This is a genomic window from Salegentibacter sp. BDJ18, assembly GCF_017579965.1.
In the GTDB taxonomy this organism is placed as follows: Bacteria; Bacteroidota; Bacteroidia; order Flavobacteriales; family Flavobacteriaceae; genus Salegentibacter.
Window position 1 is genome coordinate 86755 of the sequence record NZ_JAFLQX010000019.1, and the last position, 26522, is coordinate 113276.

24 protein-coding genes are annotated in these 26522 nt (G+C 36.7%); 13 read left to right on the forward strand and 11 right to left on the reverse strand.

The window, feature by feature from the left end:
* The first annotated feature begins 4 nt into the window (after nt 1-4).
* Together J0871_RS11030 and J0871_RS11035 are read left to right on the forward strand one after the other, a co-directional pair.
* Entirely contained in the window at nt 5-1249 is a 1245-nt protein-coding gene (locus J0871_RS11030) for an MFS transporter (RefSeq protein WP_208225267.1), read from the forward strand.
* Between the two features lie 50 nt (nt 1250-1299).
* Nucleotides 1300-2253: a Fic family protein gene (locus J0871_RS11035; RefSeq protein WP_208225268.1), complete on the forward strand. Its 954-nt coding sequence runs from the start codon at nt 1300-1302 to the stop codon at nt 2251-2253.
* 109 nt (nt 2254-2362) lie between these two features.
* Here J0871_RS11035 and J0871_RS11040 read toward each other — a convergent pair whose 3' ends face one another.
* Nucleotides 2363-3355, reverse strand: a complete 993-nt coding sequence (locus tag J0871_RS11040; RefSeq protein WP_208225269.1) for an aldo/keto reductase — start codon at nt 3353-3355, stop codon at nt 2363-2365.
* A gap of 223 nt (nt 3356-3578) precedes the next feature.
* Between J0871_RS11040 and J0871_RS11045 the strand changes: the two genes are divergently transcribed.
* The 9 genes from J0871_RS11045 to J0871_RS11085 all read left to right on the forward strand — a co-directional run bounded on the left by J0871_RS11045 (nt 3579) and on the right by J0871_RS11085 (nt 11764).
* Nucleotides 3579-4460: a sterol desaturase family protein gene (locus J0871_RS11045; RefSeq protein ID WP_208225270.1), complete on the forward strand. Its 882-nt coding sequence runs from the start codon at nt 3579-3581 to the stop codon at nt 4458-4460.
* Nucleotides 4461-4489: 29 nt separating this feature from the next.
* Entirely contained in the window at nt 4490-5830 is a 1341-nt protein-coding gene (locus tag J0871_RS11050; RefSeq protein ID WP_208225271.1) for an MBL fold metallo-hydrolase, read from the forward strand.
* A 180-nt stretch (nt 5831-6010) separates the two neighbouring features.
* Nucleotides 6011-6496: an acetyl-CoA carboxylase biotin carboxyl carrier protein subunit gene (locus J0871_RS11055; RefSeq protein ID WP_208225272.1), complete on the forward strand. Its 486-nt coding sequence runs from the start codon at nt 6011-6013 to the stop codon at nt 6494-6496.
* Nucleotides 6497-6554: 58 nt separating this feature from the next.
* On the forward strand, nt 6555-7997 hold the full coding sequence (gene accC, locus J0871_RS11060) for an acetyl-CoA carboxylase biotin carboxylase subunit (protein ID WP_208225273.1): 1443 nt from the start codon (nt 6555-6557) through the stop codon (nt 7995-7997).
* Nucleotides 7998-8045: 48 nt separating this feature from the next.
* A complete protein-coding gene (locus J0871_RS11065) occupies nt 8046-9587 on the forward strand; it encodes an acyl-CoA carboxylase subunit beta (RefSeq protein WP_208225274.1) in 1542 nt (513 codons plus the stop codon).
* A 38-nt stretch (nt 9588-9625) separates the two neighbouring features.
* Nucleotides 9626-9766: a hypothetical protein gene (locus J0871_RS11070; RefSeq protein WP_208225275.1), complete on the forward strand. Its 141-nt coding sequence runs from the start codon at nt 9626-9628 to the stop codon at nt 9764-9766.
* Nucleotides 9757-10659 carry an NAD(P)-dependent oxidoreductase gene (locus tag J0871_RS11075; protein ID WP_243870475.1) on the forward strand — a complete coding sequence of 301 codons (903 nt, stop codon included), beginning with the start codon at nt 9757-9759 and terminating at the stop codon, nt 10657-10659. Before J0871_RS11070 ends, J0871_RS11075 begins: the two co-directional genes overlap by 10 nt.
* 124 nt (nt 10660-10783) lie before the next feature.
* On the forward strand, nt 10784-11341 hold the full coding sequence (locus J0871_RS11080) for a YeeE/YedE thiosulfate transporter family protein (RefSeq protein ID WP_208225276.1): 558 nt from the start codon (nt 10784-10786) through the stop codon (nt 11339-11341).
* 9 nt (nt 11342-11350) lie between these two features.
* On the forward strand, nt 11351-11764 hold the full coding sequence (locus J0871_RS11085; RefSeq protein WP_075326727.1) for a DUF6691 family protein: 414 nt from the start codon (nt 11351-11353) through the stop codon (nt 11762-11764).
* A gap of 30 nt (nt 11765-11794) precedes the next feature.
* Here J0871_RS11085 and J0871_RS11090 read toward each other — a convergent pair whose 3' ends face one another.
* Nucleotides 11795-12424, reverse strand: a complete 630-nt coding sequence (locus tag J0871_RS11090) for a trimeric intracellular cation channel family protein (RefSeq protein ID WP_208225277.1) — start codon at nt 12422-12424, stop codon at nt 11795-11797.
* Nucleotides 12425-12672: 248 nt separating this feature from the next.
* Here J0871_RS11090 and trxB point away from each other — a divergent pair, with 248 nt between their 5' ends.
* On the forward strand, nt 12673-13665 hold the full coding sequence (gene trxB / locus J0871_RS11095) for a thioredoxin-disulfide reductase (RefSeq protein ID WP_208225278.1): 993 nt from the start codon (nt 12673-12675) through the stop codon (nt 13663-13665).
* Nucleotides 13666-13830: 165 nt separating this feature from the next.
* Here trxB and J0871_RS11100 read toward each other — a convergent pair whose 3' ends face one another.
* The 9 genes from J0871_RS11100 to J0871_RS11140 all read right to left on the reverse strand — a co-directional run bounded on the left by J0871_RS11100 (nt 13831) and on the right by J0871_RS11140 (nt 23197).
* Complete coding sequence (locus J0871_RS11100; RefSeq protein ID WP_208225279.1) at nt 13831-14799, reverse strand: Gfo/Idh/MocA family oxidoreductase; 969 nt, start codon at nt 14797-14799, stop codon at nt 13831-13833.
* A 63-nt stretch (nt 14800-14862) separates the two neighbouring features.
* Nucleotides 14863-16569, reverse strand: a complete 1707-nt coding sequence (locus J0871_RS11105; protein ID WP_208225280.1) for a sodium:solute symporter — start codon at nt 16567-16569, stop codon at nt 14863-14865.
* 108 nt (nt 16570-16677) lie between these two features.
* Nucleotides 16678-19164: a PIG-L family deacetylase gene (locus J0871_RS11110; protein ID WP_208225281.1), complete on the reverse strand. Its 2487-nt coding sequence runs from the start codon at nt 19162-19164 to the stop codon at nt 16678-16680.
* 166 nt (nt 19165-19330) lie between these two features.
* Nucleotides 19331-19870, reverse strand: coding sequence for a mechanosensitive ion channel domain-containing protein (locus J0871_RS11115; protein WP_075326733.1), 540 nt, complete (start codon nt 19868-19870; stop codon nt 19331-19333).
* A 150-nt stretch (nt 19871-20020) separates the two neighbouring features.
* Entirely contained in the window at nt 20021-20611 is a 591-nt protein-coding gene (locus J0871_RS11120) for a Maf-like protein (protein WP_208225282.1), read from the reverse strand.
* 77 nt (nt 20612-20688) lie between these two features.
* On the reverse strand, nt 20689-21606 hold the full coding sequence (locus J0871_RS11125; protein WP_208225283.1) for a geranylgeranylglycerol-phosphate geranylgeranyltransferase: 918 nt from the start codon (nt 21604-21606) through the stop codon (nt 20689-20691).
* Between the two features lie 6 nt (nt 21607-21612).
* A complete protein-coding gene (locus J0871_RS11130) occupies nt 21613-21939 on the reverse strand; it encodes a multidrug efflux SMR transporter (RefSeq protein WP_208225284.1) in 327 nt (108 codons plus the stop codon).
* 3 nt (nt 21940-21942) lie between these two features.
* Nucleotides 21943-22452: an HAD-IIIA family hydrolase gene (locus tag J0871_RS11135; protein ID WP_208225285.1), complete on the reverse strand. Its 510-nt coding sequence runs from the start codon at nt 22450-22452 to the stop codon at nt 21943-21945.
* Nucleotides 22436-23197, reverse strand: coding sequence for a DUF2520 domain-containing protein (locus tag J0871_RS11140; RefSeq protein WP_208225286.1), 762 nt, complete (start codon nt 23195-23197; stop codon nt 22436-22438). Before J0871_RS11140 ends, J0871_RS11135 begins: the two co-directional genes overlap by 17 nt.
* Before the next feature lie 122 nt (nt 23198-23319).
* Here J0871_RS11140 and ccsA point away from each other — a divergent pair, with 122 nt between their 5' ends.
* A complete protein-coding gene (gene ccsA, locus J0871_RS11145) occupies nt 23320-26508 on the forward strand; it encodes a cytochrome c biogenesis protein CcsA (RefSeq protein ID WP_243870477.1) in 3189 nt (1062 codons plus the stop codon).
* The last annotated feature ends 14 nt before the right edge of the window (nt 26509-26522 follow it).

Genomic DNA, 26522 nt, shown 5'->3' on the forward strand with positions numbered 1-26522 from the left:
ACGAATGGAAAATATAAAATTAGGATTAAAAGAGAACTGGAAACAATTTAGTTTATTGGTATTGGTAAATGCCTTTGTTGGCGGAATGGTAGGGCTGGAACGCAGTATTTTGCCTGAAATTGCTGAGAAGGAATTTGGTATTGCAGCAACCAGTGCTATTTTATCTTTTATTGTAGTTTTTGGAGTGGTAAAGGCGATTTCCAATTATTACGCCGGGGCATTGGCAAATAGGTTTGGAAGGAAAAACCTGTTGGTTTTAGGTTGGATTTTTGCCATTCCTATTCCTTTTATCCTCATTTATGCTGAAAATTGGAATTGGATAATTGCCGCCAATGTTTTACTCGGAATAAACCAGGGATTGGCCTGGAGCAGCACCGTAGTGATGAAGATTGACCTGGTGGGTGAAAAGCAGCGTGGTTTTGCAATGGGTTTAAATGAATTTGCCGGATATTTTGCAGTAGCTGTTGTAGCTTTTCTTACGGGTTGGATCGCTTCAGAATATGGGGTAAGACCTTATCCTTTCTACCTGGGAATTGGACTTATGATTCTGGGGTTACTCTTTAGTATTTTCCTAATTAAAGATACGCGCCACCACGTTGCCAAAGAGGAGGGAAGCAGCGATATGTTGCGATTAAAAAATATTTTCTGGGATACCACCTGGAAAGATAAAAACCTTGGTTCCGTTAGTCAGGCGGGGCTAATCAATAATTTAAATGATGGGATGGCCTGGGGATTATTTCCTATTTTACTTTCCGGAAAAGGTTTCAATCTTGAACAAATAGGAATTGTTACCGCACTTTATCCTGCAGTTTGGGGAATAGGCCAATTGTTTACCGGAAGAATGGCAGATATTTTTAGTAAGAAAAATATGCTGTTTATGGGGATGCTTCTGCAGGCCATAGTTTTGGTAATATTAGTTTGGGCTGAAACAATGTTGCACTTTGTGATACTTTCTTCTTTACTGGGCTGGGGAACCGCAATGGTTTACCCGACATTCCTTGCAACTATTGCCGATAACACCCATCCGCAGGATCGGGCAAAAAGTATTGGTATTTTTAGACTTTGGCGTGACCTGGGATATGCGATAGGAGCTATTTTAACCGGGGTAATTGCAGATTTGGTGAGTATTGAAGCGGCGATTATGTTAATAGGAATTCTAACTTTAATTTCAGCCGGAATTATTTTTCTTCGAATGGATTACAAAGACAATAAGGCTGTGAAATTACTTAACTTTAAAAATCAACTTTAATATCGGATAGGTTATATATAACTTCATCCGATAATTTGTATCTTTGTGCTATGTGGGAAGTAGATGTAAGATATAGAGAAGAGATGCAAAGCACTTTTGAGCGCTTGTTCGAAAAGAAAGCAATGCTGGAAAAAGCCAGGCCGTTGCCCAATATCGCTTTGAAAAAAATGAAAGAAGTTCTTTCTATAGAATGGACTTATAATTCAAATAGTATAGAAGGAAATACCCTTACCCTAAGGGAAACTCAAATGGTTTTGCAAGAAGGAATTACCGTAAAGGGAAAGTCACTGCGAGAGCATTTTGAAGCCAAAAATCACGAAACCGCTTTAGATTATTTGTACACCCTGGTTAAACCGGGTTATCAATTAAATGGTAAAGATATTCTTAAATTACACGAGCTGGTTTTAAGAAGTATAGAAGATGATTTTGCCGGTAGATTAAGAAATTCTGGCGTGCGTATCGCTGGGGCAAATTTTGTGCCGCCTAATGCCCAAAAGGTTTCCGGGTTATTTGATGATTTAGTGAATTTTGTGAATGAAAATAAACAGCAGTTAAATGTAATTGAACTGGCGATGGTTTTTCATCATAAATTTGTTTGGATACATCCTTTTTTCGATGGAAATGGAAGAACGGTGCGTTTGGCGATGAACCTTATTTTAATGAATGCAGGTTTTCCACCGGCTATTATTCTACGTAACGATCGCAAAAAATATTATGCCGCATTAAATGCTGCAAATAAGGGAGATTATAACAAACTTGCACTATTAATGTGCCAGGCCTTAGAGCGTACCTTAAATATTTATATTCAGGCGCTGCCAGATAATGATGCAAATTATACTGAAATTTCTAATTTGGTAGAGGAGGAGCAATTACCCTATGGCCAGGAATATATTAGTTTACTGGCAAGGCAGGGAAAAATTGACGCCTATAAAGAAGGCAGAAATTGGCTTACTACTAAAGAAGCAATTCATGAGTATATTAAAAACAGAAAAAGGAAGCGATAGTTTGTTCTTCTCTAAAGGTGAAAAGTAATTATACCTTTCTGAGGTTATAAATTAATAAGCCAGAAATTCACGAATAATAAATAATTAGTGAATTCCTGGCTTTTATTTTTTAAGCAGGTATCTCTGCTTTTTGTTCAATTAGGTTCTCATGTTTTAAATCTGACCAGAATTCCGCCGGGATTTTTTCTTCCAGGGCTTTAATATTTTCCTGAACCTGTTCCGGTTTACTGGCTCCAGCCAATACAGTACCCGCAGCTTTGGGGGCTAAAGAAAACTGAAGCGATGCAGCCACGAGGTTTACTTTATGTTTCTCAGCAATTTTCAATATTTTTTTATATCGATCTGAAATATTATCGGGCATTTCACCAGCATAATTATAACGCTTTTGTCCGGCAAGTAAGCCTGCATTAAATGGCGCAGCATTTATTAAAGTGGCTTCGCTTTTTTCTATTGCCGGTAATAGACGTTCCAGGGCATCATTATGGTGAACCAAAGAATATTGAATAGCCGAAAGAAAAACATCTGGTTTTGCAACTTCCAAAGTTTTTAAAATAGGTTCTATGGTATTTACTCCCAATCCCCAGGCTTTAATGAGACCTTCTTCTTTCATTTTTTCAAGCTCTGGTATTGCGCCTTTCTTCGCAACTTCAAAATGATCTTCCCAGGTGGTTCCTTCCTCGTACTCATCATTATGATCTGGTGAGAGATCGTGAATAAAAGCATAATCTATACTTTCTACACCTAAGCGCTGCAAACTGTCTTCTACCGAGCGGCGCACAGCTTCAGCTGAATAATCATATTTATAATCAAAAGGTGCAGGATTATTCCACATTGTTTCAGGAACATTTTTAGTGGCTTTTAAAACCCGGCCAACTTTGGTAGAAAGTACGTAATCTTCTCGTTTTTTATTATGTAGAAAGTGCCCAAATCTTCTTTCGCTTAAGCCTAATCCATACCAGGGCGAGGTGTCATAATATCTCACGCCGGCTTCCCAGGCTCCTTCCAGTGTTTTTTCAGCTTCAGCATCGCTTATTTGTTTAAATCCGTTACCAATGGCGACTCCGCCTAAACCGAATTTATGTTCTAATATAAACTGACTCATAATTTTATAGTTTTATATCTTGATTTCTTATTATTTTCAATATTAAAATTAAAACAGAAAAGCCTTACGTCATTGCCATTTAACAAAGACTAACATTTTTTGCCCGGCCTTTGTTAAGATGCACTTAATTAAGAAAAGCAGGTGAAATTTAGTACTGTAACAAAAGTTACTGCCCTAAACGTAGGATTATTATATTTTTGCCTTGTAAAACTTAATTAACCGGTTGGAAAAGTACTTAAACATAATTGCCAATTCATTTTCAGGTTATTTTAATTACCTGGTTAATGAAATTAGCAATCCGTCCTGGACCAATTATTTTTATTGGCTTATTGGATTGTCACTTTTAGTTTGGGTATTGGAAATTTTAATCCCCTGGAGAAAAGATCAAAAGATATTTCGAAAGGATTTCTGGCTGGATACGTTCTATATTTTATTTAATTTTTTCCTGTTTTCGCTAGTTGGTTATAACGCGATCTCTAATGTTGCAGTAGAATTATTTAATGATTTCCTGGGCATTTTTGGAATCACTAATATTATAGCCATAGAAGTACAAAATTTCCCTGTTTGGGTACAGTTGCTTATTATGTTTGTGATTGCAGACTTTATCCAGTGGAATGTCCACCGGCAATTACACAAGCAGCCGTGGCTTTGGGAATTTCATAAAGTACACCACAGCGTTAAGGAAATGGGATTTGCGGCACAATTTAGGTTTCATTTTATGGAAACTATTGTTTATAAAATCGTGCAGTATATTCCGCTGGCGATGATTGGTTTTGGAATTCAGCAATTTTTTGTAGTACATATGTTTGCTGTATTTATTGGGCATTTAAACCACGCAAATGTTGGCTGGAACTATGGAATTTTTGGTTATCTTTTAAATAACCCTAAAATGCATATCTGGCATCATTCAAAAGAACTTCCGAAAGAGAGGCCTTATGGAATGAATTTCGGTTTAAGTCTAAGCATTTGGGACTATTTATTCGGCACAGCATATATTCCCCAGGAAGGAAAAGATATAGAATTAGGTTTTAAAGGAGACGAAAATTTTCCTAAAGATTTTAAAAATCAAATGGTATTTCCATTTAGAAAAAAGAACGCACAATAAACAGTTTATAATTTAAAAGAATTAAAGAAATGAAGATAAAACAATTTAAAGACGATCCTTTAGCGCATTATTCTTACGCACTTGTAAGTAATGGAAAGATGGCCCTGGTAGACCCTAGCCGTAACCCTATGCAATACTATAAATATGCCGAAGAAAATAATGCAAAAATAGTAGCAGTTTTTGAAACGCACCCGCACGCCGATTTTGTGAGTGGACATTTACAAATTCAGCAGGAGACAGGATCCACCGTTTATATTAGTAAAAATGTTGGTGTAGAATATACGCATACTCCATTTGATGAAGGGGACGAAGTAAAAATTGGAGATGCCAGTATAAAGGCTATTCATACTCCCGGTCACTCGCCAGATAGTTTAACATTTATAGCTGAAGAAAACGGTGAAACCATTATGTTTAGTGGGGATACACTTTTTATAGGCGATGTTGGAAGGCCAGATTTACGTGAAAAAGCTGGAAATATGAAAGCAAAACGTGTAGAATTGGCGAAGCAAATGTACAATACCATGCAAACCAAATTTAACGAATTGCCAGATGATACCATAATCTATCCGGCTCACGGTGCAGGTTCGCTATGCGGAAAAAATATGAGTGATGCTTCTTCAAGTACTCTTGGAAATGAACGCCAGGGAAACTGGGCTTTTAAAGATCAAACCGAAGAGGAGTTTGTAGAAGAAATTTTAAAGGATCAGCCTTTTATTCCTGCCTATTTTGGTTTTAGTGTAGAGTTAAACCGAAAAGGAGCTTTAAATGTTCAAAAAGCGAAGTATGAAGTTCCGGTAAAACTTTATGTAGATTCTGTAGAAAAAGAAGGAATTACTGTAGTAGATACTCGTGATGGGGATGCTTATAAAAAGGGACATTTACCCAATAGTATTAATATCATGGCCCGTTCAGAAAGTGATAAATATGAAACCTGGCTGGGTGCTATTATTGAGCCTGAAGAGGAATTTTACCTTGTTGCTGAAAGCGTAGATCAAATTGACGATTTACTGGAAAGAACTGCGAAAATTGGTTATGAAAAGCAAATGAAAGGGGTAGTGACTTTATCTGAAAAAGTTTCAAAATCTTCAGATGATTTCAATTTAGAAGATTTTAAAGCCAATAAAGATAAATACACTATTGTAGATATTAGAAATGAAAGTGAAATTGCAGAAGGGAAGATCTTTAACGACGCTAAAGCAATTCCGTTGAATGAGCTAAGAAACCGTGCCGATGAATTACCAGATGACAAACCGTTTATGGTACATTGCGCCGGAGGATATCGTTCTGCTGCAGGAAGTAGTATTCTTGAAAATAAATTTAAGAACACTAAAGTTTATGATCTAAGTGAAGCGATTAAAGAGTTTTCGTAATTAATTAGTTAATATTTTAAAGCCCTGTAGATAATTGAATTAACAGGGCTTTTTTTATGTTTAATTGTGAATGGATTGATAATACCCAGATTCTAAATCTCGAAACCTCATAAGTAAAAGCTCCAAACTTTTTCTATATTTACAACACAAGCTTCAAATTAGATTTGAAAACTACGAAATATGGAAAAAAAATATAAGGTTAAGGTGAATAATTCATTTGAATTTGAATTTACCAAAGACCAGATCACCGCTTTAGATACCCAGGAAATTGCCACTAAACATTATCATTTATTAAAAGAAAATCGCAGTTTTAAGGCTGAGGTTCTTACCGAAAACTTTCTTCAACGCAAGTACGATATTAAAATCAATTCTAATACCTATAATGTAGCTATTTCCAATGAGTTGGATTTACTTATTGAAGAAATGGGACTTTCTCTTGGCACCGCGCAAATGATAAACGATATTAAAGCGCCAATGCCGGGGTTAATTCTGGAAGTTAATGTTGAGGAAGGTGCTGAAGTTAAAGAAGGGGATTACTTGCTGGTTTTAGAAGCTATGAAAATGGAAAATACACTTACCGCTCCCAGAGATGGAGTGGTGAAATCGGTTTCAGTAAAAACCGGGCAAACCGTAGAGAAGAACCAGTTATTAATTGAAATGGAATGATTCAGTAGGCAGTTTTTAGTAAACAGTTTGCAGTGATTCAAAATTCAAAAGAAATAAAATGAAGAAAATATTAGTAGCCAATAGGGGAGAGATTGCTTTGCGGGTAATGAAAACCATTCAAAAAATGGGGATCAAAACCGTAGCTGTTTTTTCTAAAGCTGATAGAAATGCACCCCACGTAAAGTTTGCTGACGAGGCGGTTTGCATAGGCGAAGCCCCATCCAACGAATCTTACTTAAAAGGCGACAAAATTATTGAAGTAGCTAAAGAACTCGATGTAGATGGGATTCATCCCGGCTACGGATTTTTAAGTGAAAATGCCGGTTTTGCCGAAAATGTGGAAAAAAATGGTATTACCTGGATAGGCCCCGGTTCTAAAGCCATTAAAATTATGGGGAGCAAACTTGCCGCAAAAGATGCGGTAAAAGAATATGATATTCCAATGGTTCCCGGAATTGATGAGGCGATTACCGATCCAGAAAAAGCGAAGAAAATTGCTAAAGAGATCGGTTTTCCTATTTTAATAAAAGCTTCTGCCGGTGGTGGCGGTAAGGGAATGCGTATCGTTGAAAAGGAAAAGGATTTGGAAGACCAAATGAAACGTGCTATTAGCGAAGCTGAATCAGCTTTTGGTGATGGTTCGGTTTTTATAGAGAAGTATGTTTCTTCACCCAGACATATTGAGATTCAGGTTTTGGCTGATTCTCACGGGAATTATATTCATCTATTCGAAAGGGAATGCAGTGTACAACGTAGGCACCAAAAAGTGGTGGAAGAAGCGCCATCGGTAGTGCTGGATTCAAGACTTCGAAAACAAATGGGCAAAGCCGCTGTAAAGGTAGCAAAGGCCTGTGATTATGTTGGCGCCGGAACCGTTGAATTTCTTTTCGATGAAGATCAAAATTTCTATTTCCTGGAAATGAATACGCGTTTGCAGGTTGAGCATCCCGTCACAGAATACATTACAGGCGTAGACCTGGTAGAACAACAAATTAGAATTGCCAGGGGAGAAAAGCTGAGATTACTTCAGGAAGATCTAAAAATAAAAGGGCACGCGGTAGAACTAAGGGTTTATGCTGAAGATCCTATGGATAATTTTATGCCGAGTGTGGGAACACTTAATAAATATAGTATTCCGAAAGGTGAAAATATACGTGTAGATAACGGCTTTGAAGAAAGCATGGAAGTTCCTATTTATTACGACCCAATGCTGGCAAAATTGATTACTTACGGAAAAACCCGCGAGGAAGCCATTCAATTAATGCTGAAAGCGATAAAGCAATATGAAGTTGAGGGCGTAATGACCACGCTTCCATTTGGAAAATTTGTTTTTGAACACGAAGCCTTCAGAAGCGGAAATTTTGATACCCATTTTGTAAAAAAATATTATTCCGCTGAGAAACTTGAAAATGAAATTGAAGAAGAAGCCAAATTAGCGGCTATTGTAGCTTTAAAGCAATATCTCAAAGATCAACAGGAGTTGAGGTTACCAATAAACTAAAAGTAACCTCAAACATTTAATCTAGATTATCGCGTAAAAAATAAATTGATGAGTCAGAATATAGAGAAGTTAAACGATAAAATTAAGCAGGCACATCTTGGTGGTGGCGAGAAACGCATAGCGAAGCAACACGAAAAAAAGAAACTTACCGCCCGGGAACGTGTAGATTATTTACTGGACGAAGGTTCTTTTGAAGAAATTGGCATCCTGGTAACTCATAGAACTACCGGTTTTGGAATGGAAGATCAAAAGATCTATGGAGACGGAGTCGTAACAGGCTACGGTACCATAAGCGGAAAACTGGTGTATATTTTTGCCCAGGATTTTACGGTTTTTGGAGGTTCACTTTCAGAAACACACGCTGAAAAGATTTGTAAAGTTATGGACCTGGCCGTAAAAGTTGGAGCGCCAATGATTGGTCTTAACGATTCAGGGGGAGCCAGAATTCAGGAAGGCGTAAAATCTTTAGGAGGTTATGCCGATATTTTTCATAGAAATGTAAAAGCATCTGGGGTAATTCCGCAAATTTCTGCAATAATGGGTCCTTGCGCCGGTGGTGCTGTTTATTCGCCTGCAATGACAGATTTCACACTTATGGTTCAGGATACCAGTTATATGTTTGTAACCGGGCCAAATGTGGTGAAAACGGTAACTAACGAGGAAGTAACTTCAGAAGAACTTGGTGGCGCTTCTACACACGCTACAAAATCTGGGGTTACGCATATCACTTCATTCAACGATATCGCCTGTCTTGAAGATATAAAGAAACTGGTGAGTTATATGCCCCAGAACAACAAAAAGGCACCGGAAAAACTTCCGTATGAATTAGGTGATGAAATTAGGGAGGAACTGGATTCTTTGATTCCAGATAGTTCTAATAAACCTTACGATATGCACGAGGTAATTCGCGGAATCATAGACGAAGATTCATTTTATGAAATCCATAAAGATTACGCCGATAATATTATTGTTGGTTTTGCGCGCTTAGGCGGAAGAAGTATTGGGATTGTTGCCAATCAACCAATGAGTCTTGCCGGGGTTTTAGATGTAGATTCCTCTAAAAAAGCAGCTCGATTTACTCGTTTTTGCGATTGTTTTAATATTCCTTTGCTAGTTTTGGTAGATGTTCCCGGGTTTTTACCAGGAACCGACCAGGAGTGGAATGGAATTATTCTAAATGGCGCAAAATTACTTTATGCACTAAGCGAAGCCACGGTTCCAAAAGTGACCGTAATTACCAGAAAAGCTTACGGTGGCGCTTACGATGTAATGAATTCTAAACACATTGGCGCCGACCTTAACTTTGCATGGCCAACGGCTGAAATTGCGGTTATGGGAGCCAAAGGTGCCAGTGAAATTATTTTCAGAAAAGAAATTCAGGAAGCTGAAGATAGCGAAGCGAAACTAGCTGAAAAAGAGGCTGAATATGCAGAAACTTTTGCAAATCCTTTTGAAGCTGCCCAACGCGGATTTATTGATGAGGTAATTATGCCAAAAGAAACCCGTAGAAAATTATTGAAAGGCTTTAGTATGCTCGAAAATAAAAAAGTACTTAGACCGGAAAGAAAACACGGCAACATACCTTTGTGATTTTTTAATTTAACTGAGTAAAATTTAAGATTTAAAGTATGACTAAAATTACTACTACGAATATAAAATTGGAACGAAAGAAACTGGAATTGGAATTTGAAACATCTACAAGAGTTCGCGAAGACAGTATATTATTGAACCAGGTTTACGATGAAACAATACTGCCAGAATGGGAGTGAAATTCAATAAAATTGTTTGTGTAGATCACACAAAATTGCAAGATTGGGCTATAGATGAACTTCAGGAATTTAGCGAAGCTAAAGTTGATGTTTATAAAGATAGTCCCGAAACCGAAGAAGAGCTTATTAATCGAATTGGCGATGCCGAAGCCGTAATAGTTTCCTGGAAAACGCAAATCCCTGAAAATGTTATAAAAGAATGTAGCAATCTTAAATATATTGGAATGGCCTGCAGCCTGTATGATGATGAATCGGCTAATGTTGCTGTAGATTTTGCCAGGAAGCAAGAAATTACCCTGAAAGGTATTTTCGATTATGGCGATCCCGGGGTTATAGAATTCATTATTTCTGAATTAATAAGATTACTGCACGGATTTGGTAAACATCAATGGAGCGAAATGCCGGTGGAACTTACCGATAAAAAGATTGGAATTATTGGTTTAGGTACCACCGGGCAACTTCTGGCCGAAGCTTTATTGCCACTTGGAGCCGAGCTTTATTATTTCAGCAGAAGTAGAAAGAAAGATTGGGAAGAAAAAGGAGTCAAATATTTAGAACTGGAAAAATTGCTGGAAACTTCAGAAATTATCTCGCTCCATCTTCCAAAGAATACCAGGCTACTTGGAAAAGAAGAATTTAAAACTTTTGGTGCGGGAAAAATTTTAATCAATACTTCGCTGGGTCTTCCTTTTGAGGAAGGAGCTTTTGAAAACTGGATAAAATCTGAAGGTAATTTCGGGATTTTTGATGGTGATGGTGGAGCTTCACTTTCTAAAGATACAAAAGCATTAGATCATGTAATTTCTTATTCTAAAAGCGCAGGTTGGAGTGCAGAAACTCAAAAACGCTTATCTGAAAAAGTATTGGAAAATTTGAAATCTTATTTCAAATAAACCTTAAAATATATAATTCAAACCTCAAAGGTTTTCAAAACCTATGAGGTCTTTTGTTGTAACATTTGTTACTGTCTTACTTCGTAAATTACAGTTAATTTGCACCTCATTAAAAAAAGGAACTATGGAATGGATTTTTGAGCCCTGGCCCTGGTATGTATCGGGTCCGCTTATAGCTTTAATAATGTTTTTACTAATTTTTATTGGGAAACAGTTTGGAATGTCTTCCAACCTTAGAACCATGTGTACCATCTGCGGTGCAGATTCTAAAGCCGACTTTTTCAATTTCGATTGGAAATCTCAACGCTGGAATCTTATTGTGGTTGCAGGAGCGATTATTGGCGGATTTATTGGAGCAAATTTATTAAGTAACGATCTTTCTGTAGCAATAAATCCGGATACCATTACAATTTTGGAAGACCTTGGCTTTAATAGCGCCGGTGAAGCTTACCTACCAACCGAAATTTATAGTTGGGAAGCAGTTGGCGGAATTAAAGCGCTTATCATTTTACTGGTAGGCGGAATCTTAATTGGATTTGGTGCTCGCTATGCCGGTGGTTGTACATCTGGACACGCTATTTCTGGACTTAGTAATTTGCAATTACCTTCTTTAATTGCCGTTATAGGATTTTTTATCGGTGGTTTGGTGATGGTACATTTATTATTTCCTCTAATATTTTAAATTGAAATAATGAGAAGTATAGGATATTTATTGATAGGTATATTTTTTGGAATCGTAATGTTTAAATCTGAAGCCGCTTCGTGGTTTAGAATTTATGAAATGTTCCAGTTCCAGTCGTTTCATATGTATGGAATTATAGGTTCGGCATTATTTTTAGGAGTTATTGGGGTTCAAATTATAAAGCGTAAGAACCTGAAATCTTTTTTTGGAGAACGAATTTCATTTACACCAAAAGAAAAAAGTTTTAGCCGCTACATGTATGGCGGAATTATATTTGGATTAGGTTGGGCGTTAGCCGGTGCCTGTCCGGGACCAATTTTCACCTTAATTGGTGCAGGATTTTTACCAATTCTAATCGTATTTATAGGTTCGCTTTTAGGAACTTTTTTATACGGATTGCTTCGGAAGAAACTTCCGCATTAATATAGTTTTTGGGTTTCGGCGGGGAAGAAATTAGTTTTTACTTTCCGAAGAAATATAGAAATAGGGAAGGGAAATATGGTATTTTACAACAACAAGTCTAATTGAAATTACAATTAGCGTGGTGGTAAGGTAAATGATGTCACGATTTATACCAAGCTCGTGCATTATTACAAAAGCGAGTCCGCCCATGATACAGGCAGTGGCGTAGATCTCTTTTCTAAAGATTACGGGAATTTCGTTACAAAGAATATCCCGAATTGCACCACCAAAAGTACCCGTCATAGTACCAAGTGCAATGCAAATAATGGGATCAAGCCCATTTCTAATGCCTATTTCTACACCGGTAATAGTAAAGACTCCCAGCCCAATGGTATCAAAAAGAAAGAGGGATTTTTTTAGATAATTAATTTTGTTCCTAAAAATAATGGCAAGAATGGTTACAACGCCAATTAGGTAAATATAGATGGTATTTTCCATCCAGGTTACTGGAGTGTTACCTATTAAAGTATCGCGTAGTGTACCACCGCCAATGGCCGTTACAAAGCCAATAATAAAAATACCAAAGAGGTCTAGCCGGCGATCCATAGCAGCCAATGCGCCAGATATAGCAAAGGCTATAGTCCCCAGGATATCTAGAATATTAAATAAAGTAAGTTCCATTTACTCGATAATCGAGATTTAAAAGCTTCGGGGACTTCCCGAAATTAAAAAGTTAAACCAGAATATCTCGCGGTTTTCGCTAGAGAATTCTTAAACAAAGGTATAGTTAAATTTTGGAAGCCCTTAATTTTTATTTCCTGAATGAAATCTATACCTTCAAATTATTTGCTAATAAGAAAACTTAATTAGTAAGGCCTATAGATTATAACTAAAGTTATTACTTTTGTAAGACAGAAAAACAAGAAATAATGAGCGATAAAATAGAAAGAATAAAAACCTTAATTATAGGATCTGGACCGGCAGGATATACTGCAGCAATTTACGCGGCAAGAGCAGATCTTAAACCCGTTATGTATACAGGAATGGAACCTGGTGGACAGTTAACTACAACAACCGAAGTAGATAACTTTCCCGGTTATGCCGATGGAGTAGATGGGCCAAAAATGATGATGGATCTGCAAAAGCAAGCCGAACGTTTTGGTACCGAAGTGAGAATTGGGATGGTAACTGAAGTTGAATTTAGCGATAAACCCGGCGGAATTCACAAAGCTTGTGTAGATAACGCAACCTGGGTAGAAGCCGAAACGATTATTATTTCTACCGGTGCTACCGCTAAATACCTTGGCTTGCCTAGTGAGCAACGTTTACGTGGCGGTGGAGTTTCAGCCTGTGCCGTTTGTGACGGATTTTTCTATAAAGGTCAGGATGTAGCTATAGTTGGTGGTGGAGATACCGCCGCAGAAGAAGCTACCTATTTGGCTAATATTTGCAGCAAAGTAACTATGCTTGTAAGAGGTGACCAGATGCGTGCATCTAAAGCTATGCAACACCGAGTAAACAGTACTAAAAATATTGATGTTAGGTTTAATACTGAAGTAGACGAAGTAATAGGTGAACAGGTAGTAGAAGGCCTAAGAATGCTGAATAAAGAAACTGGCGAAAAAGAACAAATCGATATTACCGGGTTGTTTATCGCCATTGGCCACAAACCAAATACCGATATTTTTAAAGGTAAATTAACGATGGATGATACCGGGTACTTAATTACCGAAGGTAAATCTACTAAAACCAATATCCCGGGAGTTTTTGCTTCAGGTGATGTACAGGATAAAATTTATCGCCAGGCGGTAACCGCAGCGGGAACTGGATGTATGGCTGCTCTTGATGCTGAACGTTATTTAGCTGAAATTGAAAGTGAAGAGGGGGAAGAAGTGAAAACAACGAAGAAGGTGGAAGCTTAGTTTTTTATATTATTTGAATAAAAACCTCACAGGTTTCTGAAACCTGTGAGGTTTTTGTGTTTTTAAGAAAAAGACTACAGAATCACAGAATCAATCCGCCTGGATCCTGAATCAATCCCGAAGCTTCGGGACAGGATGACGTTAAGTTGATAATTGTTATAAATACTAATATTCTAACCCAATTTTAGTTCTAACTTTATCCAGTAGCTCAATTAATTGCAGGCTTTTCTCAAAGGTCATTTCGGTGCTTCCAGTTTTGCCCTCGCGTAGCATTTTTTGAACGTGTTCCGCTTCAAAATTATAACCGTTAGAATTCACTTTAAACTCTTTGGTTTCTTCACCTTCTGGTGTTTGTATAATAATACTTGTAGGTTCGTGAAACCTGGTGTTTAGTGTAAGCGTAGCTTTTTCAAACTGAATAATTGCTGCGGTAGGGGTTTGTTTTATAATAGAACTACCCAATTCTGCCTCTACACCATTTTTATATTCAAAAATAATATCACAGTCTTCGTCAACTCCCGTATCATGAAAGCTGGCTTTCGCCTGGATTCTCTCTGGAACTCCCAAAGTACTCATCGCCATAAAGATAGGGTAGATGCCAATATCCAGTAAGCTACCGCCACCCAGGTTTTTATTATAAAGGCGTTTATCTAAATCTACCGGTGCCGGAAACCCAAAATCAGCTTTTAGATTTTTGATTTTCCCATATTTTTCAGACTTAATTTGTTCTATTACAAACTTAAAATGCGGTAGAAACTGCGTCCACAGCGCCTCCATAAGAAAAACTTTTTCCTTTTTAGCTTTTGCAATCATTTCTTCCACCTGCTTTTTGTTCAATGCAAAAGGTTTTTCGCATAAAACGGCTTTTTTATGATCAAGACAAAGAAGGGTCTGTTCATAATGAAAAACGTGTGGGGTTGCGATATAAACCACATCTAATTCTTCATCTTTTAACATTTCTTCGTAGCTGGAAAATAATTTTGTGGCCGCATGTTCTTTTGCAAAAGTTTCAGCTTTGGTTTTAGATCTACTGGCAACCGCGTAAAGTTCGGCGCCTTCAACATCCTTTAAGGCAGTGGCGAATTTTCCGGCAATTTTTCCGAGGCCAAGGATTCCCCATTTTATATTTTTCATCTTAAATAAAATTTATTTTAGAGCGTTAATTTTTGTTGAAAAACCCAAATTTTAAACTGAAAATTAGGTGCTTCTTTTAATTTTATGTTTCGGAGTTTTTATAAATAGTTCCAGGATTAGAGCGAGTGCGATTACAAGTAAGCATCCTGCTAAATTGAGCCATAAATAAGGCATCACATCGAATTTATAGAGGATTATTATTATAATTTGTGTAATAATTGCGGCTACAAAAACCGAATTACTATTTACAATTTTAATAAAAAATGCCAGTAAAAATATTCCCAAAACATTTCCGTAGAAAATAGAACCGATGATATTTACCAGCTGGATGAGATTATCAAATAAATTGGCAAAGCTTGCAAAGGCAATGGCAATGGCGCCCCAAAGTAGCGTAAACCATTTGGAAGCTTTCACATAATGTTCGTCAGACATTTCGGTTTTTCGGCTTCTTTTATATAGATCTATGGAAGTTGTTGAGGACAACGCATTTAATTCGGAAGCGGTAGAAGACATGGCTGCAGATAGGATTACTGCTAATAACAAACCAATTAATCCGCGTGGAAGGTTATTCAGAATAAAATGAATAAATACATAATCTTTATCGTTGCTCTCGGCATCTTTGTCTGATGCGTCTATTAATTTCCTTGCTTTTTGTCTCGTTTCGTTTTCTGAAGCATTTAAAGTAGCCAGGTTTTCGCGATAAGTAGAATTATTTTTAGGAGTAAAATTATTGTTTTCGGCAAATTGTAAATGCAGGTTCTGTTTTTCCTGCTGTATCTCATCGTGCTCCAGCATTAAATCTTCATATTGATTTCCGTAATCGGAATTTAAAACAGTTTCCGTGGCTGCGGGATTAAAATTTAAAGGAGCGTTGTTAAACTGATAGAATACAAAAACCAGGACACCTACAAGCAAAATAAAGAACTGTAATGGTACTTTAAGCATCCCGTTCATAATCATTCCCATTCGGCTCTCGTTAACCGATCTTCCACTCAAATAGCGCTGCACCTGGCTTTGATCTGTTCCAAAATAGGAAAGTGCTAAAAAGCTTCCTCCAATAATTCCGCTCCAAAAAGTATATCGGTTTTCAAAATCGAAAGAGAAATCCAGAATATCCATCTTGCCGCTGGCACCGGCAATTTCAAGAGCATTGCTAAAATTAATATTTTCGGGTAAATAGCTTAGAATAATAAAAAATGCAGCAAACATTCCCGTGAGAATTACTGCCATTTGCTGCTTATGAGTAACGCTCACGGCTTTTGTACCGCCGGCAACCGTGTAAATAATAACTAAGGAACCAATTAGCACTGTTAAACCAGAGAGGTTCCAGCCTAAAACAGCTGAAAGAATAATTGCAGGGGCAAAAATAGTTAAACCGGCTGCAAGACCACGCTGAATTAAAAACAGGACTGCAGTTAATGTTCGGGTTTTTCTATCGAATCTTGATTCTAAATATTCGTATGCGGTATAAACGTTGAGTCTTCGATAAATGGGAATAAAAAACATACAAATAATTACCATTGCAATAGGTAGCCCAAAATAGAACTGTACAAAACCCATCCCATCGTGAAAAGCCTGGCCCGGTGTAGATAGAAAGGTGATGGCACTTGCTTGAGTTGCCATTGTAGAAAGCCCAATTGTCCACCAACGGGTTTCGCTGCCACCGCGAATATAATCTTGTGCTCCCTTGTTATTTCGGGTTTTATAAACGCCGTAAGTAACTATAAAAGTAAGCGTACCAAGAAGAACAATCCAGTCTATTAATTGCATATTAGGTGAATTGAGACATTATAAAATAAAATACGATTATGTAGGCTGCGTTGGCCAAAAGAACGAAGGTGTAGGATTTCTTCCAGGTAAATTTTTCGGGTTTCTTCATTATTTTCCTATTGAAATCATATTAGCAAAAAGCCTGTAAGCGCCGGCAACTCCCACCGGAAACTGTCTAAAAAAGCTTAAACCGGTATAAATAAAATATCCTTCTCCATATTTTGCAACCATTAAACTTCCATTTTTGGGAGTTTCATTTTTATCGTTCATAGAAAGGATTGGCGTAAAATCTTCACTCCAGGAATCTGGAAAGTAAAGTCCGCGTTCCTGCACCCAATTTTCAAAATCTTTTTCGGTGATTTTATTCGGAAAATTTAAGATAGGGTGATCTTCGGCTAAAAACCTAACTTCGGCCGTTTCATCGGTTACCCTGTCTCGAGATAATTCCAGCGGAAAAGGAGAAATATTCTCTGTTACCAACCCACGGTTGGTATTATATTGCACAATAAGATTGCCGCCATTTTTTACATAATCAAAAAGAGCCTGTTGCTTATATTTTAAGGCTTCTACGGTGTTTAATGCACGAATTCCCAGAACCACTGCATCATATTTTTGAAGGGAAGCCTGTGAAATTGAAGCCACATTTAATTTATTCACCCGATATCCAATTTGCTGAAGGCTTTCTGGAACAACATCACCGGCGCCTTCAATATACCCTACTAAATCTCCTTTTTTCTCGATTTCCAGTCTTGCAACTTTTAATTTTGCTGGAACAACCAGGTTTTGTTTAGGAATGTGTTTGTAATCTATACTGATGAGCTTTTCTGAAAACTCCTCTCCGTTTATTGTAGCTGAAGGAATTATAAAAGTTTCTTCCTGTTCTTTGGGCGGTGTAACCTCAAAAGTGACCGTTACTGAACTCCCTTTTTGCTGAAGCTGAAATTTATGATTTTCTGGTTTAATTTTCCAGTTATCCCCGGCAGTAAGGCTAACCTCTCCCTGAATATTTGGTTTTCCAGAGGTAAGTTTTACTGAAACTTTTTTAGATTCCTCATTTTCAAAAATGATTACATCTTCTTCAAAAGCGAGAGAAATTTTAGGGATAACCTCAAAAGGTTGATAGGTTTCGCCAAAAACAGCATCATTATATTTATAAACTATAGGTTTTTCAAAGTTTAGGGAAACATCCTTAAAAGTGAGCTTAAAAACTGCTTTAGTAAGACCTGGTGTTTCGGGTAGGCCAATAAGCTCACGGTTTTTTACAATATACATTCCGTTTTTTGATTCTTCCTCTAACCAGTATGGCGTGGTATAAGATGTTTTTTCCGGAACCTTTAATGCGATCTTATTTTGCCAGTTTTCGTTATTTTTTAGTTCGGTTTCGGGTTGAACTTTAGAGTCATTCGGACTTAATTCTATTGAACTCAAAATTACAGGGAAATCACTTCGGTTAATAGCCTCCAGTTTAATTGTTACGCTATCTTTTGGAGTTGCTGAAGGCTGAGAAGCTACTGCTTCTAAAAATAAGCCTGTGCTGGCGTAAATAATATTTTTAATTTCTTTGGTTTTTAATTCCCGCCAATGTTCATTTGGTAATTTCTGGATCAGCTTATAAGCTTCAAGAAGTTGGGGTAGGCTAGCGGCAGGATTTGTAAAACTGTAGTTTTCTTCAACTTGATGTAGAATTTTACTAATTTCAGCACCACCTTCTAATTTGTTCCAGGAAGTATCTATACCTTCAAACACATCTTGCGAGCGTATGGTATCTCCTTTAATTGGTTCTAAATACTCCATTTGTTTACCACGGGACCCAGTACTTCCAAAGCCTTGAGATTGGTGTTGGCTTCGGCTTAAAGATGAAATTTCGGGATTTGAAAGTCCCAGTAGCGGAAAATAAACTCCGGTGTCAAAACTTATAAATCTATCTTTACTGGCTTCTTCAAAAGCTTCTTCACCGCCATAAAACCAGGGCGAAGTATTAAAATATGCACGTTTTGGTTGGTGGGTGTTGGTATAATTTAATTGGTCTGGAAATTTATTGGGATTAGCAGCAGCATCAAAAGCTTCTAAACTTAGAAGGGCAGAAGAAGTGTGATGCCCATGTGTACTGCCTGGGGTGCGATGATCAAACCGATTTATAATCACATCTGGTTTAAAATTTCTAATTATCCAAACCACATCGCTTAATACTTTTTCTTTATCCCATATTTCAAGGGTTTCTTCCGGGGTTTTAGAATAACCAAAATCGTTAGCACGGGTAAAAAACTGCTCACCACCATCTATTTCTCTCGCCGCAAGTAATTCCTGGGTTCTTATTAAACCCAATTGTTCTCTCAGTTCTGGGCCAATTAGGTTTTGACCACCATCGCCCCGGGTTAAGGATAAATATGCTGTTCGCGTGTGTTTTTCATTTGAAAAATAGGAAATTAATCTTGTGTTTTCATCATCGGGGTGTGCGCCAATGTATAAAACCGAACCAAGGAAATTCAGTTTTTTTATTTTCTGAAATATTTCAGAAGCATTTAATTTTTCGGGTTCCTGTGCGTGTAAATTCAACAGGAAAAAACAGAAAAGTAAACTAAATAGTTTTCGCATAAATTTCACGGCGATTAATAAGACATCCAAATATAAAAACTTTAGTCGCCTGAAGATAGAAAATTAACTGCTTTTACCCGGTAATCGTGATTTAATTATGTGAGGACTATTTATAATTTACAATAATAACAGCAGAAATTTGGAAAGCAAAAGATTTCTAAATGGTTTAAAGACTGCTTTTATCTCCATCCAGGTAAACATCTTTGGCAACTAAAGAAACCGCTTTTTGAAGAATTAAGTTATTTGGGTAGGTTATTAATTCTCCCTCTAAAGTTCTGAGGTGTAAATGAAAAGCCTTTATATCTTCAATAATAGCTTCAATAGGTAGATCTTTATCGTGAATCTTTATTTTGTCTCCAATTTTATACGGAAATGAAAAGAAAAGAATTACACCAGAAGTGATATTGCTAAGAATAGACCAAATAGCAAATAGCGCAACCCCAAGCACTGCAAAAACCGAAGAAAATATTAAAGAAAGTTCGGTTAGTCCCATTCCCCAAGCAATGGCTAATAAAAAAACCGCAATAAACAGGATAAGAATATTGATGTATTTAAACATTAACCGGGTTCGGGTGAAGTCTATTTCACTTCGTTTTCCAACCCTATGAGCAGCTTTTTTTAATAAAAACTGAACGATTAATAAGGCAAATACAGTAATTATCGTGTAGGTAATTTCAGATCTGTATTGAGTTAAAACTTCAAACATTTAGTGCTAATAATTTTATATAAAGGTAGATTTTAAAAGCTATATTCAAATAAAAATTATAGACTTATTTAAAATTTTACTTTTCGTTTATAGTTAATTTAAAGCTTAATATTATACAGTATAATACTTTTGTAATCAAATAATTATAATTTAAATAGAAGCAAAATCAATTAGTTCGTTATAAACTAAATGGGTTGGAAGCCCTACTACATTAAAATAACTTCCTTCCAGATTGGTAATTCCAATTAAGCCAATCCATTCCTGTATGGCATAGCCGCCAGCTTTGTCAAAGGGTTTAAAATTTTCAACGTAATAATCAATCTCTCCGCTGGTAAGTTCTTTAAAAGTTACTTTTGTTTCGCAGTTTACCGTAGATTGATGATTGTGCGTAGTAAAACATACCGAAGTAAAAACACTATGAGTTTTACCAGATAATGATCTAAGCATCTCTTTAGCTTCAAGCGTGGTTTCAGGTTTTCCCATAGCTTTGTCTTCGTTATACACAATGGTATCGCTGGTAATTAAAATCTGATCTTTTTTTAATTCTTTCTGAAAAGCTTCAGCTTTTAATTGTGAGAGAAAATCGGTTATTTCTTCTTTTTTAAGGTATTCTGGACATACCTCTTTTACCGGTCTCGCATCAATTTTAAAAGGAATATTTAAATCTTTAAAAAATTGGTGACGTCTTGGAGAGCCCGATGCGAGAATTATTTCTTTCTTCTTTAAAAGTTCTTTAAGCATAATTATTTTATTAAAATCCCTGTAAGATAAGATTATTTGTAAAATTTTTGTTGAATAAAGAATACCAGGTGTAAATTCTATGAAGCAAGAATAAACTGATATAAGCCTATAGAAGTTAGCCCGAAAAACATTATTATTTTTAATAATAAGCTTAGGTGTGAAAAATGTTTCTTCTTTTTAGCTTCCCAAATTTTAACCTGAAAATAGAGTAGGGGTGCGAGTATGAAAATAAGGGTATATATTACCAGGAAAGTATTCTCAAATAAATAATTGTAAATATAATATACAATTGCGGCCACGGGTAAAATACCTATTGCAAAAATGATCTTATTGGTGCGGCTATGCCCAAGGATTATAGGTAAAGTTTGTATTCCGGCGTTATAATCTCCTTTCACATCTTCCTGATCTTTTACTATTTCCCGAAGTAAATTTATTAGAAAGGCAAAAATTGCATAATCCAGTAAAATTGAAAATAGTAAAGATTGAACCTGTTTATTTTGTGAATTTATTGCAGGAAAAAGATCAAAAACCGAAGGCAAAAGCACCACAAAGCCAACAAGCAAGCTAATTAAAACATTTCCCAGCACAGGAATTTGCTTTAAATAACTAGCATAAAGGTAGAGTAAAGCTGAAGAAAAGATGAAAATCGCAACAAACCCGGGTTTGCCCAGTAAATTAGCCAGGTAAAAACCAATTCCTACACCAATAACATTTAGTATTATAAATAAATTATTCGCTTTTTTTTCTGAAATTTTATTGCCTATAATCAGCTTTTCCGGCTTGTTAATTTTATCGGCCTGTACATCATAAATATCATTAATCACGTATCCCGAAGCGGCAATACAAAGTGTGGCAAGCATAATTAGTACATACCCAAAAGTGCTAAGCGTAATTGCAGCGCCAAATTCCTCAAAAAATGAAAATTTAATCAGGATTAAAGTGATTGCAATAAAAACCAGGTTAGGCCACCGAATTAGTTTGAGGTATGCTATCATATTTAATTATTCAGAAACAAATTTTAAACCTATGATGGAAATAATTAAGGTGCTTAAGAAAAAGATTCGCCAAAAATGCGCGGGTTCCTTAAAGATGAAAATTCCCAGCAAAACGGTGCCCACAGCTCCAATACCAGTCCAAACCGCGTAAGCAGTGCCTATGGGTAGCGTTTGGGTAGCTTTGTAAAGGAGAACCATACTTAGCGTGAGCGAAATTAAAAAGCCAACAAACCAAAGGGTACTGGTATTTCCCGAGGTGACTTTCATTTTTCCCAGGCAAAAAGCGAAACCTACTTCAAAAAGTCCGGCGAGAATAAGTATAATCCAGTTCATTTATTATTTATCAATCCATTTACCCTGCACTTTCATCACCTGCTCAATCACATCTCTAACACAGCCTTTTCCGCCTTTTCTATGAGAAACATATTTTGAAATTTCTTTTACTTCGGCTACCGCATCCTGGGGGCAGCAAGGTAAACCAACGAGTTTCATTGGATAATAATCGGGTATATCGTCTCCCATATAGAGAACGTCTTCGGCGTTAATTTCATAAATATCGAAGAACTCGTCCATTTTTTCCACTTTATCGTGAATGCCAAGATAAATATCTGTAATTCCAAGGTCTCTTAAACGTTTCCGAACGCCTTCGTTTTTCCCTCCAGAAATTATACAAACCGTAAAACCGGCATTTTTAGCTGCTTTTAAAGCATAACCATCTTTAATATTCATAGTACGAAGAAGTTCACCCTGAGTACTAATTTGAATGCTCCCATCGGTAAGCACACCGTCTACATCAAAAACAAAAGTGTTGATTTGGTTTAAATATTCTTTATAATTTTTTTCCATGAAAATCCTGAATAGATTGGGTTAAAATGCTGTAAATGTCTTTATTTTTATTTGGTAAAAGTCTTAAATGAGCTTCAATCGTTTTTTGGTCATTTCTTATGGCCGGGCCGGTTTGAGCATCTTTTGGTGCTAAGCTTTCAATTTTTGAAGCGGTTTCTTTAATAAGTGGTCTTAAAATACTAAAATCTACCTGGTTTTTTTCGCAAATTTCTGCGCCAAGAGTATATAAATGATTGCTGAAATTGTTTACAAAAACTGCCGCCAGGTGTAAAGCTTTACGTTGTTCAGAATTTACTTCTCTAACGTCTTTGGTAATTTCTAAAGCCAGTTTCTTAATTTTTTCTAAATTTTCAGCTGAATTTGCTTCGATGCAAACCGGGATTTCAGCAAAATCTACCGGCCTATTTTTTGAAAAAGTTTGCAACGGATAAAACACTCCGAAATTACTTAAACACTCCAGCACAGTTAAATTTACTGCGCCAGATGTATGTAAAACTATGCCTGAGCGATCTTTTAGATTTTCGACAACTTCAGGAATCACATCATCTTTTAAAGCGATTACATAGTAATCGGACGGTTTTAAGTCGCTGATATTGTTTGTGGTATTGGTGTGATCTTCAAAATACTTCAGCTTTTCTTTGCGGTGGTTATACACCTGAATTATCCTGAGGTTTTCCGCTTTAGAAAACACCATAAATAGATGGGAAGCCACGTTTCCAGCACCTAAAATTACCACTTTTATCATTCGGCTAAATTATTAAAAATAATGGGGCAATAAAATTAACATTTAGGTAGGAGAATGTCTTGATTTTTACTATTCCAAACCGTTAAAATTCCTTAAATTTGCGGGCTTAAAAGAGTTACTTCATGCAGAATAAAATAGCCTCTGTCATATTTTCTACACGTATAATGGCAGTCTTATTTGTGGTCTATGCAATAGCCCTGGCGTTCGGAACATTTATTGAAAGTTGGTACAGTATAGAAACCGCACGAGTGTTAATATATAACGCCTGGTGGTTTGAAGCCATTATGGTATTTTTTGTGATCAATTTCGCCGGAAATATTAAACGGTATAACCTTCATAAACGCGAAAAATGGTCTTCACTTTTAATCCATTTATCGTTTGTATTAATTTTAGTTGGTGCCTTTATTACCCGATATATTAGTTATGAAGGTGTGATGCCTATCACGGAAGGTGAAACTACAAATATCATGCTTTCAGAAAAAACCTATTTTACCGCATTTATTGACGGGGAAATAGACGGCGAACCTCGCCGAAGGGTTTTAGAAGAACAGGTACTTTTTGCCCCTGAAACCGAAAATGACTACGTATTAAATACAGATTATAATGGGCAACCTGTTACTATTGAAGCTACCAATTTTATTTATGGTGCTAAAGAAGAATTAGTTCCTGCCGAAGATGGAGAGAATCATCTTAAACTGGTAGAAGCTGGTGGTGGTAATCGTCACGATCATTATTTAAAGGAGGGCGAAGTTCAAAACATACATAATGTTTTATTTGCACTTAATGAACCTACCGAGGGAGCGATTAATATAACGTATGAGGAAGAAACCGGAAAATACACTATAAACTCTCCATTTGAAGGCGATTATATGCGAATGGCCGACCAGGAGAAAGGGAATTTGGTTAAAGATTCTACCCAAAACTTAATGCTGCGCTCTCTTTATAATATAGGGGCTATGCAATTTGTAATTCCTGAACCGGTGGTTAAAGGAAAATATGATATTATAAAAACCCCAGAAAAAACCGACGGCCAGAGTGATGCGCTAACGGTAAAAGTTACTTCTGAAGGGGAATCTGAAACAGTTACTATTTTGGGTGGCCAGGGAATTCCCAGTGAACCTCATAAAGTAGAACTCGCCGGCCTGGAACTATTCCTTAACTACGGTAGTAAAGAGATAGAATTGCCTTTTGCCTTAAAACTGAACGATTTTATTGCAAATAGATATCCGGGAACTGAAAACAGTTATTCTTCATTTAAAAGTAAAGTTGAAATTGTGGAAGAAGGAAAGGAAAATGTTCCCTACGAGATTTATATGAACCACGTGTTAGATCACAAAGGTTTTAGATTCTTCCAGGCCAGTTTTATGCCAGATGAAAGCGGTACAGTACTTTCTGTAAATCACGATTTCTGGGGTACCTGGGTAACTTATATAGGTTATTTTCTGCTTTATTTAGGATTAATGCTCATCTTGTTTGATAAAGGTTCCCGTTTTGGAAACCTAAAGGATATGCTTGAAAAAGTAAAAGACAAAAAGAAAAAATTAACTACGGTGCTTATTTTCTTTATGGCTACCGGCTCTATGTTTGCACAAACACCTGGAGACGAGCACGAACATGCTGAATCGGCCAAAAGAGAAGTAGATTCTATTATTAAAAGCAACGCCATAAGCGAAGAGCACGCTGCTGATTTTGGCCGACTTATAATCCAGGATGCCGGTGGAAGGATGAAACCCGCTAATACGTATTCTTCAGAATTGCTTCGGAAATTAAGTAAATCTGATTCTTACGAAGGCTTAAGTTCAGACCAGGTTTTAGTCTCACTTACTCAAAACCCAATGATTTGGTATAATGTACCTATTATTTATGTTGAAAAACATAACGATAGTTTACATAATCTTCTTGGGGTAGAAGAAGGGAAAAAATACCTTACCCTTAGTAGTTTCTTTGACGAAATGGGGAATTACAAGCTTTCTCCGCTGTTAGAAGAAGCCTACCAGGCTGCTGTACCTAATAAATTTCAGAAAGATTTTATCAATACCGATAAAAAAGTGAATTTATTATATCGTGCGCTTCAGGGTAAGATTTTAAGAATTTTCCCGATTCCGGAACATGAAAATAATAAATGGGTTTCTTATCCTGAATTAGAAGATGAAGAAGGTGCTTTTAAAGGAATGGATTCGGTGTACACCAAACAAATTCTTCCGCTTTATATGACCTCCCTTTCTGATGCAGTTGAAAGTGGGGATTATTCTAAAGCAAACCAATTTCTTGAAAGTATAAAAGGATTTCAAAAGAAATTCGGGGCCGAAGTATTGCCTTCAGAAGAAAAGGTTAATGCAGAAATAGCTTATAATAAATACGATATTTTTAGGAATCTTTTCTGGATGTATATGGTAGCCGGTTTATTTATGCTGGTTATTGTAATTGTAAAGATTTTTAAGGAAAATAAATTTATTGACTGGCTGGTTAAAATAAGCGCCGGTGTTATAATTGTCCTTTTTGTTTTACATACCTTAGGTTTAATTGCCCGCTGGTATATTTCTGGACACGCACCCTGGAGTGACGCTTATGAGTCTATGATTTACGTAGCCTGGGCCACAATGTTCTTTGGTTTGGCTTTTGGAAGAAAAAGTACCTTAACCATTGCATCTACAGCCTTTGTAACTTCAATGATTTTGATGATTGCGCACTGGAACTGGATGGATCCATCTATAGCAAACCTCCAGCCTGTGTTAGATTCTTATTGGTTAATGATTCACGTTTCAGTAATTGTAGGAAGTTACGGCCCGTTTACCCTGGGAATGATTCTGGGGGCAGTGGCATTGCTTTTAATGATTTTTACTACTGAAAAAAATAAAAAGAAAATGGATCTCAATATAAAAGAGATTACCATTATTACTGAAATGGCTTTAACTGTTGGTTTGGTAATGTTAACCATTGGAAACTTCCTTGGAGGACAATGGGCTAATGAAAGCTGGGGACGTTACTGGGGCTGGGACCCTAAAGAAACCTGGGCTTTAATTAGTATTATGGTTTATGCCTTCGTAATACATATGCGACTGGTGCCGGGATTACGAAGCAGGTGGTTCTTTAACCTTATGGCTGTTGTATCGTTTGCCAGTATTTTAATGACTTATTTTGGAGTAAACTTCTACTTAGCTGGTTTACACTCTTACGCAAGCGGAGATAAAGTAATAACGCCAACATTTATTTATTACGCCGTGGCTATAGTAGCCTTGCTGGGTGCAGTTTCTTACTGGAGATTCCAGAAGTTTTATGCGAAGAAGAGCAAGAAGAAAATAGAGAAGTAAGTTTGTGATATATA